Annotated in this window: 18 protein-coding genes; 4 read left to right on the top strand and 14 right to left on the bottom strand. The window is 68.3% G+C overall.

The window, feature by feature from the left end:
- Nucleotides 1-4 precede the first annotated feature (4 nt).
- Entirely contained in the window at nt 5-979 is a 975-nt protein-coding gene (locus tag AB0I34_RS04400; protein WP_360439219.1) for a zinc-binding dehydrogenase, read from the bottom strand.
- 95 nt (nt 980-1,074) lie between these two features.
- Between AB0I34_RS04400 and AB0I34_RS04395 the strand changes: the two genes are divergently transcribed.
- A complete protein-coding gene (locus AB0I34_RS04395; protein WP_360439216.1) occupies nt 1,075-2,295 on the top strand; it encodes an ROK family transcriptional regulator in 1,221 nt (406 codons plus the stop codon).
- A 60-nt stretch (nt 2,296-2,355) separates the two neighbouring features.
- Here AB0I34_RS04395 and AB0I34_RS04390 read toward each other — a convergent pair whose 3' ends face one another.
- From AB0I34_RS04390 to AB0I34_RS04365, 6 genes are read right to left on the bottom strand one after another with little or no spacing between them, the layout of a single operon-like run.
- Nucleotides 2,356-3,708 carry a GH1 family beta-glucosidase gene (locus AB0I34_RS04390; protein WP_360439213.1) on the bottom strand — a complete coding sequence of 451 codons (1,353 nt, stop codon included), beginning with the start codon at nt 3,706-3,708 and terminating at the stop codon, nt 2,356-2,358.
- The gene (locus AB0I34_RS04385; RefSeq protein ID WP_360439210.1) at nt 3,705-4,652 is read right to left on the bottom strand and encodes an aldo/keto reductase; all 948 of its coding nucleotides are present in this window, start codon (nt 4,650-4,652) and stop codon (nt 3,705-3,707) included. The genes AB0I34_RS04390 and AB0I34_RS04385 overlap by 4 nt, the downstream gene beginning before the upstream one ends.
- On the bottom strand, nt 4,649-5,425 hold the full coding sequence (locus AB0I34_RS04380; RefSeq protein WP_360439207.1) for a VOC family protein: 777 nt from the start codon (nt 5,423-5,425) through the stop codon (nt 4,649-4,651). Before AB0I34_RS04380 ends, AB0I34_RS04385 begins: the two co-directional genes overlap by 4 nt.
- Nucleotides 5,426-5,443: 18 nt before the next feature.
- A complete protein-coding gene (locus AB0I34_RS04375) occupies nt 5,444-6,283 on the bottom strand; it encodes a carbohydrate ABC transporter permease (RefSeq protein ID WP_360439204.1) in 840 nt (279 codons plus the stop codon).
- Nucleotides 6,280-7,233 (bottom strand): sugar ABC transporter permease, encoded by a 954-nt coding sequence (locus AB0I34_RS04370; protein WP_360439201.1) that lies wholly within the window; start codon nt 7,231-7,233, stop codon nt 6,280-6,282. Before AB0I34_RS04370 ends, AB0I34_RS04375 begins: the two co-directional genes overlap by 4 nt.
- A 4-nt stretch (nt 7,234-7,237) precedes the next feature.
- On the bottom strand, nt 7,238-8,539 hold the full coding sequence (locus AB0I34_RS04365) for an extracellular solute-binding protein (protein WP_360439198.1): 1,302 nt from the start codon (nt 8,537-8,539) through the stop codon (nt 7,238-7,240).
- A gap of 152 nt (nt 8,540-8,691) precedes the next feature.
- Between AB0I34_RS04365 and zapE the strand changes: the two genes are divergently transcribed.
- Complete coding sequence (gene zapE / locus AB0I34_RS04360) at nt 8,692-9,702, top strand: cell division protein ZapE (protein ID WP_360439195.1); 1,011 nt, start codon at nt 8,692-8,694, stop codon at nt 9,700-9,702.
- A gap of 74 nt (nt 9,703-9,776) precedes the next feature.
- Complete coding sequence (locus AB0I34_RS04355) at nt 9,777-10,655, top strand: polyphosphate kinase 2 family protein (RefSeq protein ID WP_360439192.1); 879 nt, start codon at nt 9,777-9,779, stop codon at nt 10,653-10,655.
- Between the two features lie 19 nt (nt 10,656-10,674).
- Here AB0I34_RS04355 and AB0I34_RS04350 read toward each other — a convergent pair whose 3' ends face one another.
- Both AB0I34_RS04350 and AB0I34_RS04345 read right to left on the bottom strand, forming a co-directional pair.
- On the bottom strand, nt 10,675-11,766 hold the full coding sequence (locus AB0I34_RS04350) for a Clp protease N-terminal domain-containing protein (protein ID WP_360439189.1): 1,092 nt from the start codon (nt 11,764-11,766) through the stop codon (nt 10,675-10,677).
- Complete coding sequence (locus AB0I34_RS04345) at nt 11,766-11,993, bottom strand: ribbon-helix-helix protein, CopG family (protein ID WP_360439186.1); 228 nt, start codon at nt 11,991-11,993, stop codon at nt 11,766-11,768. Before AB0I34_RS04345 ends, AB0I34_RS04350 begins: the two co-directional genes overlap by 1 nt.
- A 57-nt stretch (nt 11,994-12,050) precedes the next feature.
- On the opposite strand from AB0I34_RS04345, the gene AB0I34_RS04340 reads away from it, so the two are divergent.
- The gene (locus tag AB0I34_RS04340; protein ID WP_360439183.1) at nt 12,051-12,431 is read left to right on the top strand and encodes a VOC family protein; all 381 of its coding nucleotides are present in this window, start codon (nt 12,051-12,053) and stop codon (nt 12,429-12,431) included.
- 116 nt (nt 12,432-12,547) lie between these two features.
- Here AB0I34_RS04340 and AB0I34_RS04335 read toward each other — a convergent pair whose 3' ends face one another.
- From AB0I34_RS04335 to AB0I34_RS04315, 5 genes are read right to left on the bottom strand one after another with little or no spacing between them, the layout of a single operon-like run.
- Entirely contained in the window at nt 12,548-13,345 is a 798-nt protein-coding gene (locus tag AB0I34_RS04335; RefSeq protein ID WP_360439180.1) for a sirohydrochlorin chelatase, read from the bottom strand.
- The gene (locus AB0I34_RS04330) at nt 13,342-14,628 is read right to left on the bottom strand and encodes a GTP-binding protein (RefSeq protein ID WP_360439177.1); all 1,287 of its coding nucleotides are present in this window, start codon (nt 14,626-14,628) and stop codon (nt 13,342-13,344) included. Before AB0I34_RS04330 ends, AB0I34_RS04335 begins: the two co-directional genes overlap by 4 nt.
- A complete protein-coding gene (cysD, locus tag AB0I34_RS04325; RefSeq protein WP_360440079.1) occupies nt 14,628-15,533 on the bottom strand; it encodes a sulfate adenylyltransferase subunit CysD in 906 nt (301 codons plus the stop codon). Before cysD ends, AB0I34_RS04330 begins: the two co-directional genes overlap by 1 nt.
- A gap of 38 nt (nt 15,534-15,571) precedes the next feature.
- The gene (locus AB0I34_RS04320) at nt 15,572-16,258 is read right to left on the bottom strand and encodes a phosphoadenylyl-sulfate reductase (protein WP_360439174.1); all 687 of its coding nucleotides are present in this window, start codon (nt 16,256-16,258) and stop codon (nt 15,572-15,574) included.
- On the bottom strand, nt 16,255-16,404 hold the full coding sequence (locus AB0I34_RS04315; protein ID WP_360439171.1) for a hypothetical protein: 150 nt from the start codon (nt 16,402-16,404) through the stop codon (nt 16,255-16,257). Before AB0I34_RS04315 ends, AB0I34_RS04320 begins: the two co-directional genes overlap by 4 nt.
- Nucleotides 16,405-16,442: the final 38 nt, after the last annotated feature.

Here is a 16,442-nt window from a genome sequence, read left to right as displayed (position 1 = left end):
GTGCTCAGGGGATCAGCACGACCTTGCCGGTCGTCGACCGGGACTCGAGAGCGCGGTGTGCCGCGGCGGCCTCGGACAGTAAGAACGTCGTCGTGAGCGCTTTCCAGCGCCCGGAGAAGGTCTCCTCCAACGCCGCCTTCTCGAGCTCCCGGAGCCGGGGTGTCAGCTTCGGCCCGATGGCCCAGGTCGCGGTCAGCCCGCGACTCATCAGATCCTCGGTGGTGAGCCGGACCGGCCCGCCTCCGGACCACCCGAACATCAGCACCCGCCCGCCGACCCCGAGCAACCCGAACGCCCGCTGACCGCTCTCACCGCCGACCCCGTCGAGCAGCGCCGTCACGGCTCGGTCGCCGAGATCCGCCTGGAGAGCACTCACCCAGTCCGGATCGCGGTAGTCGACCGCGTAGTGCGCCCCGAGATCCCGGACCAGCCGCACCTTGGCCGGCCCACCCGCCAGACCGATCACAGTCGCCCCCACGTTGCGGGCCGCCTGGACCAGGTAGCTCCCAATCCCACCGGCGGCCGCGGTAATCAGTACGACGTCGTCCGCGGTCAACTGCGCCTGTGCGAGGATCCCGGCCGTCGTTCGCCCGGTCCCGATCGCGGCGACGGCCTGTACGCCGTCCACGTGGTCGGGGAGCTCGTACAGCGACTCCACCTTGGCGACCGCGAGTTCGGCGTACCCGCCGGGGACCATGCCGAGGTGCACCACGACCCGCTTACCGATCCACCCGGCGTCGACCTCGGACCCGACCGCCTCGACCCGGCCGGCGACCTCACGGCCGGGGGTCGTTGGTAGCTCGGGCACCGGGATCGGGCCACCGCCGGCCGCGCCGGAGCGGAGCATCGTATCGACCAGGTGGACACCGGCGGCCTCCACCCGGATCAGGACCGTCCCGGGGCCCGGAACCGGGTCCGGTGCCTCCTCGTAGCGCAGGTTCTCCGGCGGACCGAACTCGTGCAGCGTAATCGTCTTCACAACTACCAGAACCTAGAACCTCAATGGGTGTTGAGGTCAACCGGTCCCACTTTCTTACGTTGTGTATTAAAGTGCGCGGTAAGGGAGGGCGTCACGTGGCGAAGATTCTGAAGGGCGCGACCGCGCAGGAGACGCACAGCGCGATCCTGGACCTGATCCGCTCCAGTGGCACTGTCACCCGCGTCGACCTGGCCGAACGATCCGGCCTGACCGGTGCGTCGATCTCCCGCGTGGTCAAGCAGTTGCTCGCCGACGGCCTGATCATCGAGACCGGCCTGGGCGACCCGACCGGCGGCAAACGCGCCACCCTGCTGCAGTTCAACCCTCGCGCCCGGCACGCCGTGGGCATCTCGATCGACACGCCCAGTACGACGTACGTCATCACCGACATGAGTGGGCGGGTGATCGAGCAGGTGTCGTCGCGGGGCATCGGCCGCGACGCGCCCGCGACCGCGGTCAAGCGGATCACGGCCGAGCTCGAGGACCTGATCGTCAAGGCGGACGTCGAGCCGTCCTCGCTGATCGGCGTCGGGGTCGCGCTGGCCGGCCGGCAGGGCGGGGGAGGGCTGCGGCTGCTGCGCACCGACCCGGAGAAGTACGCCTGGGAGCCGTTCGCCGTTCGCGACACGTTGATGGAGACGATCGACCACCCGATCGTGGTGGAGAACGACTCGACCTGCGCCGCCATCGGCGAGTTCTGGGCCGGCCGCATCCCGTCGGCGAACGACTTCGCCACCGTCTACATGGCGGCAGGGTTCGGCCTCGGCCTGGTCACCAACGGCGACGTGTACCGCGGCTCCTCGTCGAACGTCGGCGAGATCGGCCACATGGTCCTCGACGTGAACGGACCGGAGTGCTGGTGCGGCGGCATCGGTTGCCTGGAGAGTCTCGCCGCGCCGGCCGCGGTGGTGAAGCGTGCCGAGCAGGACGCGTCGCTGGTGACCGCGCTAGGACTCCGCGGCCGCCGGACGTCGATCCGCGCGGACTTCGCCAAGATCGCGCGGCTCGCCGCCGCCGGCGATCCGCGCTGCACCGAGCTGATCGAGGAGTCGGCGACGTACCTGGCCAAGGCGCTGCTGTCGATCACGAATCTGCTCGACCTCGACCAGATCATCCTCGCGGGCCCGGGCTTCAGCGAGGCGGGTGACATCTACGTCCGGGTCACGACGACGGAGATCAACCGCCTGTCGTTCGTCCGCGCGATGCACCCGACCCGCGTCGAGCAGTCCAAACTAGGCCCGAGCGCCGCCGCCCTCGGCGCAGCGTCACTCGTCCTCCACAGCCAACTCACCCCGCACCAGAAGTCCGGCCGCTGACGGGTTGTTTCATCGCTGCCGGACTGTTGCCGGTCAGCGAGCAAACAACCCGCCAGTCGGCTAGCTGGTGAGGAAGTCCTGCAGCCAGCGGCCGCTCTTCTTCACGGTCCGCTGCTGGGTCGCGTAGTCGACGTACACGATCCCGAAGCGGCGGCTGAAGCCCCAGGCCCACTCGAAGTTGTCCATCAGCGACCAGGCGAAGTACGCCTTGAGCGGGAAGCCCTCCGAGACCAGGTCCCGGCAGACCGCGATGTGCTGCTCCAGGTACTGCTGCCGCTCGTCGTCCTCGACGGTCCCGTCCGCGGTCATCTCGTCGAGGTACGCCGCTCCGTTCTCGGTCACGTACAGCGGGAGCTCAGGCGCGAGCTTGTTGATCGTGACCAGGATGTCGCGCAGCCCGGTCGCCTGGATCGGCCAACCCATCTGCGTGCGCGGCAGACCGGTGTCGACGGCAACGACGTTCTCGCTGCCCGGCTGCGTGCTCGGCTGACCGGGGAAGGAGATCGGGCCCTCGGGCGCGGCCACCGTGGTCGGGCAGTAGTAGTTCACGCCGATGAAGTCCAGCGGCGCACCGATCAGCGGCAGGTCGGCTTCCTGCTCCGCGAACCAGTCGGTCAGTCCGGTGTCCTCGAGTACGTCGGCCGGGTACTTCGCGGCCAGCAACGGATCCAGGAACATCCGGTTCCGCAGTCCGTCGATCCGGCGCGCCGCGTCCAGGTCCGCGGCCGAGTCCGAGGCCGCGTGGATCGGCGCCGGGTTGAGCGCGATGCCGTACGTGCCCTCGTCCGATCGGATCGCGTCGAGCGCCAGCCCGTGCCCGAGCAGCAGGTGATGCACCGCCTTGAGTGCGTCAGTGCCCTCGGTCCGGCCCGGCGCGTGCTCGCCGTTCCCGTAGCCGAGGAACGCCGAGCACCATGGCTCGTTCAGCGTCATCCAGTGCTTGATCACGTCCGACAGCCCGGCGTGCGTGATCGCCGCGTAGTCGCGGAAGCGCTCGGCCGTGTCCCGCACGAGCCAGCCGCCGGCGTCCTCGAGCGGCTGCGGCAGGTCCCAGTGATACAGCGTCGCGTACGGCGTGACGCCGTTCTCCAGGCATGCCTCGGCCAGTCGGCGGTAGAACGCCAAGCCGCCGGGATTGGTGACGCCGGAGCCGGCCGGGATGATCCGCGACCAGGCGATCGAGAACCGGTACGCCGTCAGGCCGAGGCCGGCGAGCAGCCGGATGTCCTCGGCGAACAGGCGGTAGTGGTCGTCGGCGACGTCGCCGGTCGTGCCGTCGGCGATGCGGCCAGGGGTGTGCGCGAAGGTGTCCCAGATGCTCGGGCCGCGTCCGTCCGTGGCGACCGCGCCTTCGACCTGGTACGACGCTGTCGCCGTGCCCCAGGCGAAGCCGGGTGGGAAGCCAGTGGTCACGTTGTCTCCTTTGGGCCTTCGAGCCAGTACTGCGGGTTGGGCAGCAGGGTACCTAACCGGTTAAGTAGCTCATCGGGCAGGTCGGTTTCGAGCGCGGCGACCAGCGCGTCGACCCGGGCCGGCTTGGTGATGCCGACCACGGTCCCGGAGATGTCCGGGCTGTCCACCGAGTGCCGCAGTGCCGCGGTGGCGAGGTCGGTGCCGTACTCCCGGCACGCCTTGTCCATCGCCGCGACAGCGTCGAGTACGGCGGCCGGCGCATCGCGGTAGCCGTACTTCGTGGCGCCGTCGGGGTTGGCGAGGATGCCGCCGCCGTAGACGGCCGCGTTGACGACCGCGATGCCCTCGCCGAGGGCCCGCCGGAACAGGTCACCGGCCGAGTGGTCGACCAGGCTCCAGCGGTTGTGCACGAGCAGCACCTCGAATCCGCCGAGGTCGAGGTAGCGCCCGAGTTCGGCCGTGTTGCCGCCGGCCAGCCCGACGTGCCCGATCTCGCCGTCCGCCTGGAGCTGCATCAGCGTGTCGACGGCGTCACGCATCGAGTCGAAGTCGTGGAACTCCGGGTCGTGCAGGTGGACCAGCGGCAGGTCGTCGAGCCCGAGCCGCTCCTTGCTCTCGGCGACACTCGCCCGGACCCGCGCACCGGAGTAGTCCCTGCCCCGGGCATCGACCTTGGTCGCGACCAGGAACCCTTCGGGCAGGCCGCCGTACTCCTTGATGGCCTGACCGATCCGCAGTTCGCTCTCGCCGTCGCTGTACCCGTTCGAGGTGTCGATCCAGGTGAGCGGGCCGTCGAAGACGCGGAGTACGAGGTCGACGGCCTCCTGCCGGGTCACGTCGTACCCGAACACCTCGGGCATGCCTCCGAGCCCACTGCCGCCGGCACAGACGGCGGAGACGGTCAGGCCGGTGGATCCGAGCGGCCGCAGCCAGTTGTCCTTCATACCTCGGAGCCTACGGCGAACGCGAACCCGTCGCGATCGACGTAGACCTCGGTTCCGTCGGGGGCGGTGTCCGCGGGAAGGTCCGGCGGGTTGCCGGCGAGCTCGGCGTACGCGAACCCGGCCACGTCGAGCTGCGGCGCCCGCGAAGTCTTCTCGACCTCGTAGGTGAAGACCTCGATGACCGTGTCGCCGCCCTTCAGGTAGCCGATGCGGAAGCCGCGCTGGTCGTGCGGCTGCTCGATCGTGCCGATGAACGAGAAGCCGTAGTTGTCGCGGTAGAACTCGCTGGTCTTGTCCCGGTCGTCGATCGTGACCGCGACGTGGTCGAACCGCGGCCGCCGCGGTACGCCGAGCGCCCGCTCCCGCGCCACGCCGTCGGCGTCGAGTACGGCGGCGTACTGCAGGTCGCCCTGGATCATCTCCAGCAGCGTGCCGTCGGGGTCGTAGAAGAAGCAGATCCGGACCTTGCCCTCGGCATCGAGCGGGTCGAGCTTGAACTCGACCCCGGCCGCCTTGAGTACGCCGGCCCGCTCGTCCAGCCGGTCGACCTTGAAGCCGATGTGCCGGAAGCCCTTCTGCAGATCGTCCGGCGACCACGTGGTCTGATCCCGGCCGTTGCCCACGGCCCGCAGTTCGATCGTCGCGGTGACCGCGTCCAGGACGGCGCGCTCCGCGGTCGGCTCGCCCACCACCGGCAGCTCCAGGAACTTCGTGTAGTACTCGACCGAGCGCTGGACGTCCGTGCAGTTGACCACGAGGTTCTTGATCGGCATAAGGCCTCTTTCTGTGTGCTAGTTCTTGACGGCGCCGAGCATCATCCCGGCGACGAACTGCCGCTGCATCCGGACGTACACGACGATGACCGGTACGACGGACAGGGTGAGGCCGGCGGTCAGGGCCGGCCAGTTGGTGGAGTACTGGCCCATCAGGGTGAACAGCACCGGCTGCAGGGGGAGCGAGTCGGTGTTGCGCAGCACCGTGTTGGCGATCAGGAACTCGTTCCAGGTGGACAGGAACTGGAAGATCACCACGGTCGCGATGCCGGGCCGGGTGAGCGGCAGGATGACGCGGCGGAAGATGGTGAACTCGCTGCCGCCGTCCACCCGGGCAGCCTCGATCAGTTCGTCCGGCAAGGTCTGGAAGAACGCCCGCATCAGGAACATCGCGAACGGCGCCGAGCCGGAGATGTAGAGCACCAGCAACCCGACCTGGCTGTCCAGCAGACCGAGCGACTTGAGCTCGAGGTAGAGCGGGATGATCAGCGCCGTCGACGGCATCATCAGCGTGGTCAGCAGCAGCACGAACAGCGTGTTGCGGAACGGGAAATCGAGCTTGGCGAACGCATAGCCGCTGAGCGTCGCGAAGACGAGGACGCCGATCACGGTGACCGACGTGATCCAGACGCTGTTCCAGAAATGCAGCGGGAACTCGATCGAGGTCCACGCCTCTTTGTACGCCGAACCCGTGAACGACCGCGGGATGATCGGCCCGTTGAAGATCGTGTTCGGCTCCCGCAGTGAGGTGAGCAGCATCCACACGAACGGGAACGCCATCAGCGCACAGAACGGCAGTAGCACGAAGCTGGCGAACGACTTGCCGACCCACGGCCTGCGCGCGTTCGAGGCGCTCATCGGTCTGCCCTCCGCGTCAGCCAGAGCTGGGCGATGACGGCCAGCGTGCAGAGCACCATCGTCACGACGCTGAACGCACTCGCGTAGCCGAGCTGCGGGATCGAGCCCGAGGTGGACCCGAAGGCGAGCGAGTACAGATAGGTGCCGAGCACCTCACTGGCGTGGTTGGGCCCACCGCCGGTCATCACGAAGATCACGTCGAACGCCTTGAAGCCGTTCAGCAGGCCGAGGCTGACGATCAGGCCGGTGACGACCCGCAGACTCGGGACGGTGATGTGGCGGAACTGCTGGACGGTGTTGGCTCCGTCCATGGCCGCCGCTTCGTAGAGGTTCGGGTCGATGCTCTGCAGGCCGGCGTAGTAGATCAGCATGTTGAAGCCGATGCCGCCCCAGACCGTCACCACGATGATCGCCGGGAGCACGGTCTTCTGATCGGCCAGCCAGGCATGCTGCAGGCTGTCCAGACCGATGGCCCCGAGGATCCGGTTGAGCGTGCCGATGTTCGGGTCGTAGATCAGCCGCCACAACACCGCCGACACCACGAACGAGACGATGCCGGGGATGAACAGGATCGTCCGGACCAGCACACCGACCTTCGACCAGACCGCGTTGACCAGCACGGCCGTGACGAGGCCGATGAAGGTCAGCAGCACCGTGGTGACGCCGGTCAGCACCAGCGTGATGATCATCGCCCGGCGCGCGACCGGGTCCGACAGCATCCGGCTGTAGTTGTCGAAGTTCACGAATCGCGGCGTACCGAAGCCTCCCCAGGAGGTGAGGCTCAGGTACGCCGTGTACAGGATCGGCCAGAGCACGAAGCCGAGGAACAGCACGAAGGTCGGCCCGATGAAGACGTACCCCGCGAGCCGCTGCGACTTGCGGAGCGGAGAACCGAACTTGTGCGTGGTGACCGTCGCGGTCCGGCTCGCCTTGTAGGTTGCCGTCGCCATCCGATCAGCCGCCCTTGGCGTTCAGCACGGCCTGCTGCATCTCCTTCGCGACCGCTGCCGGATCGCCGGAGCCGTCGAAGATCTTCGCGAGTGGATCGCCGGCCGCGACCGAACCGGGGCCGAACGGGATGTGCGGGCAGCCGTCGCCGTCGAGCAGCCACGACGTCATCTGCTTCATGATCGGCAGCTCGATCCGGGTCGCCGCGCTCTTCGTGGCCGGCATCGAGTTGGACTCGTTCATGGTGGGGGAGTACTCGTCCGCGGAGTACAGGAACTTGAGGAACTCCAGCGCGGCGTCCTTGTTCTTGCTGGTCTCCGAGACCGCCCAGCCGGCGCCGGCCTGGTTCGCGGTCCAGTGCCGCTTGCCGGCCGCGATCGCCGGGGTCTTCATCACCTTGTACTTCTTCACGAAGGCCGGGGGCGCGTCGGTGGTCAGGCCCTGTGGCGTCCACGAGCCATTGAACAGCATCGCGGACTTCTCGGTGTAGAAGATCACCGGCGCCTGCTCGCCGCTGGTACCGGTGGTGCCGGGCTGGAAGACGCCGCCCTTGACGATCTTCTTCTGCAGTTCGATCGCCTGCACGACCTTCGGGTCCTCGTACGTCGCCCCGTCCTTCAACTGGTCGAGCTTGAGGTAGAAGGTCGGGTCGTCGGCGACCTGGGTGATGAGCGGCAGGAAGAAGTCCAGCGAACTCGTCGTCGGGTTGCAGCTGAGCGCGACCGGGAACTTGCCGATGGCCTTGATCTTGGCCGCCGCGGCGATCAGGTCGTCCCAGGTCTCGATCTCGTCCTCGCCGACCCCGGCCTGCTTGAGCAGGTCCGGGTTGTAGAAGATCCCGAACGTCTGCGCCATCCAGCCGACCGCGTACTGCTTGCCGTCCAGGGTGTACTCCTGGTTGGCCGAGTCGAAGAAGTCCTTGAGGAAGTCGTCGCCGAGATCCTTCTTCAGGTCGGCGGAGATTCCGCCGGTGCCATAGGTGAGTGCGCGCGTGTGCGGCGCGAAGATCTCTGGGACGTCGCCGCCGGCCACTGCCGCCTGAAGGGCGGGCAGGTACTGGTCCGGGGTGCCGAAGACCCGGTTCTCGATCTTGATGTTGCTGTGTGCCGCTTCGAACTTCTCGATCAGCTTGGGGAACTGCTTCTCCTGTTCGCCGTACCAGGACCACATCCGGACGACGGCCTTCCCGCCGCTGGTCGTCCCGCCGCTGCTGTCACTGCCACCACAGGCCGCGAGCGCCGACCCGAGTCCGAGCGCGCCCACCGCTCCCTTGAGTACTGTCCGCCGCCGTACGTGCCGTTCGCCCATTGCCGACTCCTAGTCGCTCACCTCACGAACCCCACATCAACTTCCTAACTGAAAGTAAGAAAGCGGTCAAGGTCGCGGCCGGGTTTCCGGACCTTTCCATCCGCAGAAGAACGGATCGTCATCCGCAGAGCGGATAGCCCTAAGGTTGAGACATGGTGATCCGGCTGAGTGAGCGGTGGCCGGAGGTCAGTTCCGATCGGCTGCTGTCCGAGTGTGTGCCGCCACCGCGCTTCGCCGAGGTCCGCTTCGCGACGTACCGGCCGGATCCGGACGAGCCCTCGCAAGCCGACGCGTTGAGTGTGCTCAGCGAGCGCGCGGTGCAGTTGGCCCAGCCACGGCAAGCGCCGAGTTTCTGGTCGCGCTTCCGCGGACGTGGCGCCACCCCCGCGGGCAAGCCGGGCATCTACCTGGACGGCGGCTTCGGTGTCGGCAAGACGCACCTGCTCGCGTCGCTGTGGCACGAGGCTGCCGGGCCGAAGATGTACTGCACGTTCGTCGAGCTCACCAACCTGGTCGGCGCTCTCGGTCTCCGCGCCGCCGTCGAGGCCTTGTCGTCGTACCGGCTGATCTGTATCGACGAGTTCGAGCTGGACGACCCGGGCGACACCATGCTGATCTCGCGGCTCCTCGGTCAGTTGGTGGCGGCGGGAGTCGAGCTGGCCGCGACCTCGAACACGTTGCCGGACAAGCTGGGGGAGGGCCGGTTCCAGGCGATCGACTTCCTCCGCGAGATCCAGGCCCTGGCGGCCCACTTCGACGTACGGCGGATCGACGGGCCGGACTACCGTCATCGCGGGCTGCCGGTCGCGCCGGAACCTCGGCCGGACGAGCAGGTCGAGAAGATCGCGGCCGAGCGACCGGGGGCGTCGTGCGATCACTTCGTCGACCTGCACCGCCACCTGGCCGAGCTGCACCCGAGCAAGTACGGCGCTCTGCTCGACGGCGTGGAGGCCGTCGCGATCACCGACATCCGGCCACTGACCGACGAAAACGTCGCGCTGCGGCTCGTTGTTCTGGCCGACCGCATGTACGACCGGGACCTGCCGCTGCTGGCCGGCGGCGTACCGCTCGACCAACTGTTCTCCGCCGAGATGCTCAAGGGCGGCTACCGGAAGAAGTACCTGCGCGCTCTGTCGCGATTGATCGCACTGTCCCGGGCATGACTCTTTGAGTGCATATGCGGTGGCGTCGTACCAAAAGGCGCTGAAGTTGGGGGTGGATGAGGCAGGATGGGCGAATGGCGAAGGAGAAGAAGAGCCAGAATGCTGAGAAGGCGGAAGCTGGGGGGCTGGCCGCGCACCTGCGAGTGCCGTCGGGTCCGGTCGACCTGACGAAGTACGACACGCGCGCGACGACCGGGTTCGACGGGTCCAAGGAGGACGGCAAGCTCGCGCTGGAGGGTCTCGGCGCCGAGGTGTCGGACTGGCAGGAGAAGTTGTTCGCCGAGGGGCGCACGGGCGGCCAGCGCAGCATCCTGTTGGTGCTGCAAGGGATGGACACGTCCGGCAAGGGCGGCGTGATCCGGCACGGCGCGGGTCTGATGGATCCGCAGGGCCTGAAGATCACCTCGTTCAAGGCACCGACGCCTGCCGAGAAGCGGCGCGGCTTCCTGTGGCGGATCAAGCAGGCGCTGCCGGACCCCGGCCTGATCGGCATCTTCGACCGGTCGCACTACGAGGACGTGCTGATCGCCAGGGTTCGCAACCTGGTCACCCCGACTGTGTGGAACCGCCGCTACGAGCAGATCAACGACTTCGAGGCCGAGCTGGACGCGAACGGCGTGACGCTGCTGAAGTGCTATCTGCACATCTCCGAGGAGGAGCAGAAGGAGCGGCTGCAGGCCCGGCTGGACGACCCGACGAAGCACTGGAAGTACAACACCGGCGACGTCGACGAGCGCAAGCTCTGGCCGGACTACATGGAGGCCTATCACGCGGCACTGGAGCGCTGTAACAGCGCCGAGGCGCCGTGGTACGTGATCCCCAGCGACCGCAAGTGGTACCGCAACTGGGCCGTCACGACGATCCTGCTGGAGACGCTGAAGGCGCTCGACCCGCAGTGGCCTGAGGCCGACTACGACGTGGCGGCCGAGAAGAAGCGCCTGGCCGCCACCTGACCGGCCTCAGCCGCGGGCCTCAGCTGTCGGGGTCGATGTCGTGCTTGCGGAGCAGGTCGCGTAGCCGCGTGACCTGCTCGTGCAGGCGTTCGTTCTCGTCGAGCACGGCGTTCAGCTCGTGGACCAGGTGGTGCCGCCGGCCGTAGGTGGTCCAGGTCGACGGGTCCTCGGTGAGCATGTCGGTGACCACGGCCTCGGTCCGCTGCCGGCGGTCGATCCACTGCTCGATCCGCGCGCGGAGGTCGTCGAGCTTGCCGCCGAGCCTCGTCAGGACCTGGGCGGCGACGCCTTCGCCATCGTGGAGCAGGGCGAGCAGCAGGTGCTCCGGCCCGAGTTGCTCGGCTCTCAGCCGGCGCGACTCCTTGTACGCCTGCTCGAGCGCGTGCTTGGCCCGCGGTGTGAACGGGATGTGTCCGCCCGGGGCCTTGTGCTCGCCGCGCCCGATGATCTCCAGCACCAGATCGCGCACCGCCGGGGCCGCGATCCCCTTGTCGGACAGGACTTTCGCCACCCCGCCCTGACCCTCCTCGATCAGTCCGAGGAGGAGGTGCTCCGTCCCGATGAAGGTGTGGTCGAGGCTCCGCGCCTCCTCCTGCGCCACCACGACGGCACGCCGAGCCTCGGCGTTGAATTGCTCGAACATGTGTTCTCCCATCCATTGCCACTCGGTGTGCAGTGCTGCGACCTCGTCCTCCAGCAGCAGATCGAGCCGGAGGTGCTCGTGCAGTTCGGCGGCAGTCATCCCGAGGTGCTCCAGCCGGTCCTGGATGAAGCCGGCGACCTCGTGCCGGTTGGTCTCGTCGGCCACGATCCGGTCCAGTAGGTTGTCCAATTCGTCCACCGGCTCGAGCCGCAGGTCGGCCTGGTTGAGCGTGACGAATTGCAACACCACCGCGACCGTGACCGTCCGGTTCGCCCCGCTGAACGCTCGGGACCGGATCAGCCCGGACAGGAGGACACCGGCCGCCTCGGCCAGTCCGCTGGTACGGCGTACGTCGGACAGTGCGCGTTCGACCGCGTCCAGGTCGGTCCGTCGTACGGCGTCCTCGGAGCTGCACCGGAGCACCCGGGCCGCCACCGCCAGGACGTCGTACACGCCGAGGTAGCGCATCAGTCGTCTCCGCGGAGGCGGCGCAGCGACTGCTCGTGCCGAGTGAGGTTCTCCTCCAGCAACTGGCTGAACCGGCTGTCCTCGCGCCGCTGGTCGACCAGCGCGGCGATCGCTTCGCGGGCGACGTCCGACACCGACCGTCCCTCAACCGACGCCACCGTCTGCAGCCGCTCCGCCAACTCCGGATCCAGCCGCAACAGGATGTTCTTCGTCGCATCCTTCGTCATGGCTATCAAGATATCACGATATCTCCGCCGTCCAAGATCTCGTGAAAGGATCAGGGCATGTTCAGGGCGCCCCAGATCACGTTCTACTCCGAGCAACTCCCGGTGCTGCGCGACTTCTACCTCGGCCTCGGCTTCGCGCAACGGTTCCAGCACCCGCCCGAGGGCGATCCGATCCACGTCGAACTGGTCCTCGAGGGCTTCAACCTCGGGATCGCCGATGTCGCCTCCGCGCGCAAGGACCACGGCCTCTCACCGGATCTCACCGGCCGGGCCGCCGAGCTCGTGCTCTGGTGCGAGGACACCGACGGCGAGTTCGCCCGCCTGACCGCGGCCGGCTGTGCGTCACTGTCCGCGCCACACGACTGGCTCAGCAGCCTGCGGATCGCGTGGATCGCGGATCCCGACGGAAATCCGATTCAACTGGTGCAGAGCCGGTAACCGCCGAGCATGACTCGGCGAATGGTCGCCAACTCATGACGAAGGAGACGCCGCACGCCGACGTCTCCTTCATCGATTCACTGCGCTTCGGCTGAGATCCGTAGCGCTGCGGTTGATCAGGCGGTGCGGACGAGCTCCGGGCGGCTGATCACTGTCGGGCGCGCGACCGGGGCCAGGGTCAGCAGGTCGAGGCCTGCCACGCCGTAGCGCAGCAGCACGAGCCGGGCGACCTCAGCGCTCACACCCAGCGGCCGTGACACCGCGACGGCACCGGCCCGGCGAGCGGTCGACTCGGCTTGGTCCGGCAGGACGCCAGGCGCGAGGAACAGCGAACCGACGGCCACGTGACGGCGGCCCTCGAGCCGCCACTGCAGCACGGCCTCAGCCGGCGACGGCGAGGCGGCAGCGGTGAAGGCCGCGGTGACCGGCAGCTTGTGCCGCTGACCCCACAACCTCGCCAGCCGCGTCACGCTCGCGTTCGCCTGCGAGTCGCTCGACCCCGCGCACGCCAGCACGAGCGCGTCCAGCTCCCGCACCCGGCCGTCCTTGAGCTCGGCGCGCATCCGGCGATCCAGTACGTCGAGCAGCGACTCGTCGTACCCGAGCACGTCGGAAGCGATGATCCGTAGGTCGGGGAACCGGCTGCGTGCCTCGTCGACGACGGCCGGGACGTCCACCCGGGCGTGGTATGCCGACGACAGCAGCAGCGGCAGGACGACGACCTCCTCCACGCCCTCGGCGGCGAGCTTGCCGATGACCTGGTACGGCGTGGGCGGGCAGTGGTCGAGGAAGGAGGCTTCGATCCGCAGGTCGTCGCGCAGGTCACGCAGGCACTTCACGAGGCCGTGGACGGTGGCGGCCGAACGCGGATCGCGGCTGCCGTGGGCGAGGATCACGAGCGCTGGAGCAGTCACAGCAGTTCCCCTTCTTCGTCGTCGATCATGCCGGCCGCGAGCGTCCACCCGTCGTGGGCGTCGATCAGCAGGAACGATCCGGTGATGGCGTTGCTGGAGTACGGATCGGCGGCCAGCGGTGCGGCTGCCTTGAGCTGCACCTTGCCGATGTCGTTGAGGCCCAGCTCGGTGGCATCGATGACGCCGAGCGAGTCGAGGTCCAGCGCCCCGTTGATCTTGGTGACGATCGCCTGGGCGGTCGTCGTGGTGTGCTTGATCAGCACCCGGGCGCCCACCGTCAGTGGGCGGTCGGACAGCCAGCACACCGTCGCGGCGACCTCCCGGCGGGTGCCGGGGGAGGCTTCGGCAGCCACGATGACCGAGCCGCGGGCGACGTCGATGTTGTCGGCCAGCCGGACGGTCACGGCCTCACCGGCAACCGCGGACGGCCTCTCGACGACCGCGGTGCTGGTGGCGGTCACCACGGGCCGGTCGATGCCGGCGATCGACGTACGGCGACCGGCGGGCAGCACGATCACCGGGTCGCCGACCGCAACGGTGCCGGAGGCAACGGTGCCCGTGTAGCCGCGGTAGTCGCGGTATTCGTCGTCGGTCTGCGGCCGGATTACGTACTGGACCGGGAAGCGCAGCGGCTGGTCGGAGGAGTCGATCCGGCCATCGGCGTTCTCCAGGTACTCCAGCAGCGTCGGGCCGTCGTACCAGCTGGTCTCGGTCGAGTGGTCGACCACGTTGTCCCCGACCAGCGCGGACACCGGGATGGCCTGGACGTCGGCGATCCCGAGCTGGTCGGCGAGCTGCGCGACGTCCTTCGCGATCCCGGTGAACACGGCCTCGTCGTACCCGACCAGGTCGATCTTGTTCACCGCGAGTACGACGTGCGGCACCCGGAGCAGTCCGGCGACCGCCAGGTGCCGGCGGGTCTGCTCGAGTACGCCGTGCCGCGCGTCGACCAGGATGATCACCACATCCGCAGTGGACGCGCCGGTCACGGTGTTGCGGGTGTACTGCACGTGGCCCGGGCAGTCGGCCAGGATGAACTTGCGCTTCTCGGTCGCGAAGTACCGGTAGGCGACATCGATGGTGATGCCCTGCTCGCGTTCGGCCCGCAGGCCGTCGGTGAGCAGTGCGAAGTCGAAGTCACCGCCGCGGGCCGCGGAGACGGACTCGACGTGAGCGATCTGGTCGGCCAGGATCGCCTTGCAGTCGTGCAGCAGGCGGCCGACCAGCGTGGACTTGCCGTCGTCGACCGAGCCGGCGGTGGCCAGGCGGAGGAGCGTGGTCATCAGAAGTACCCCTCTCGCTTGCGGTCTTCCATCGCGGCTTCGCTGACGCGGTCGTCGGCGCGGGTCGCGCCGCGCTCGGTCAGCTCGCTGGCCGCGACCTCGACGACGACCTCGGCCGCGGACGTCGCCGTACTGGCGACTGCGCCGGTGCAGGACATGTCACCGACGGTTCGGTAGCGGACGACCCGGCGTTCGACCGTCTCGTCCTCGCGCGGCTGCGAGTAGGGGCCGACGGCAAGCAACATGCCGTCGCGCTCGAACACGTCCCGCTGGTGCGCGTAGTAGATGTCCGGCAGCGGGATCTGCTCGCGCTCGATGTAGTTCCAGACGTCCAGCTCGGTCCAGTTGGACAGCGGGAATACCCGGACGTGCTCACCCGGGCGGTGTTTGCCGTTGTAGAGCGACCACAGCTCGGGCCGCTGGTTGCGCGGGTCCCACTGGCCGAACTCGTCGCGCAGGCTGAAGATCCGTTCCTTCGCCCGGGCCCGCTCCTCGTCTCGCCGGCCGCCGCCGAACACGGCGTCGAACCGGTGTCCGTTGATTGCGTCCAGCAACGGAATCGTCTGCAGCGGGTTCCGGGTCCCGTCCGAGCGTTCCCGCAGCCGGCCGTCGGCGATGTAGCCCTCGACGCTGGCCACCTCGAGCCGCAGCCCGAGCGACTCGACCGTGGCGTCGCGGAACGCGAGCACCTCGGGGAAGTTGTGCCCGGTGTCGACGTGCAGCAGCGCGAACGGGACACCGGCCGGCGCGAACGCCTTCCGGGCCAGGTGCAGCATCACGATCGAGTCCTTGCCACCGGAGAACAGGATCACCGGCCGCTCGAACTCCGCCGCCACCTCACGGAACACGTGAATGGACTCGCTCTCCAGAGCATCCAGCTCGGTGACTGTCTGAGTGGCGCTCATGGTGGTCAGGATGGCCTCCGGGGCGTCAATGATGGCGGTCATGTGTGGAGCCCGCATTCGATCTTTCCCTGGCCGGCCCAGCGGCCGCTGCGAGGATCCTCGCCCGGTGCGACGCGCTGGGTGCACGGTTCGCAGCCGATCGACGGGTAGCCGTCGTACTGCAGGAGGTTGACCAGTACGCCGTTGTCGCTGATGTAGCTGTCCAGATCCTCCTGCGTCCACGGGGCGATCGGGTTGAGCTTCACCATGTCGCGCTTCTCGTCGTACTCGACGATCTGGGTGTTGGCCCGCGTCGGCGCCTCTTCCCGCCGTACGCCGGTCACCCAGGCCTTGTAGCCGGACAGGTACCGGTTCAGCGGCTCGACCTTGCGGAGCGCGCAGCACTGGTCGGGATTGCGGTCGTGCAGCTTCTCGCCGTACTCCGCGTCCTGCTCCGCGACGGTCTGCTTCGGGAGCGCGTTGATCAGGTTGATCGGCAGCGTCGCCGCGACCGCGTCCCGGGTCCCGATCGTCTCGGCGAAGTGGTAGCCGGTGTCGAGGAACAGTACGTCGACACCGGGAGCCGCCTCGGCCGCCAGGTGGGGGAGTGCACCGTCGGCCATGGAGGCGGTCACCACCAGCTCGTCGCCGAAGGTCTCCCGCGCCCACGCCAGCACCTCGAGCGCCGTGGCGTCGCCCAGTCGTTCGTTCGCCTCCTCGGCGAGCGTCTTCAGATCTGTACTCATTCCACCGCCACCCGCAGTCCGATCATCTTCAGCTGGAACACCCGTGCACACGGCCGGCACTCCCAGGTGCCGTGTCCGTCCTCCGCCGGCCGGAGGTCCTCGTCCCCGCAGTACGGGCAGTACAGCGGCGCTGCACGCTCACTCATCGACGTCCTCGCTTCGCTCCGGGCGCCGATGAGGCACA

Origin of the sequence: Kribbella sp. NPDC050281, from assembly GCF_040655855.1 — a bacterium.
In the GTDB taxonomy this organism is placed as follows: Bacteria; Actinomycetota; Actinomycetes; order Propionibacteriales; family Kribbellaceae; genus Kribbella.
The sequence above is the reverse complement of the archived record's forward strand: the minus strand, read 5'-3'. Positions and strand labels throughout refer to the sequence as shown.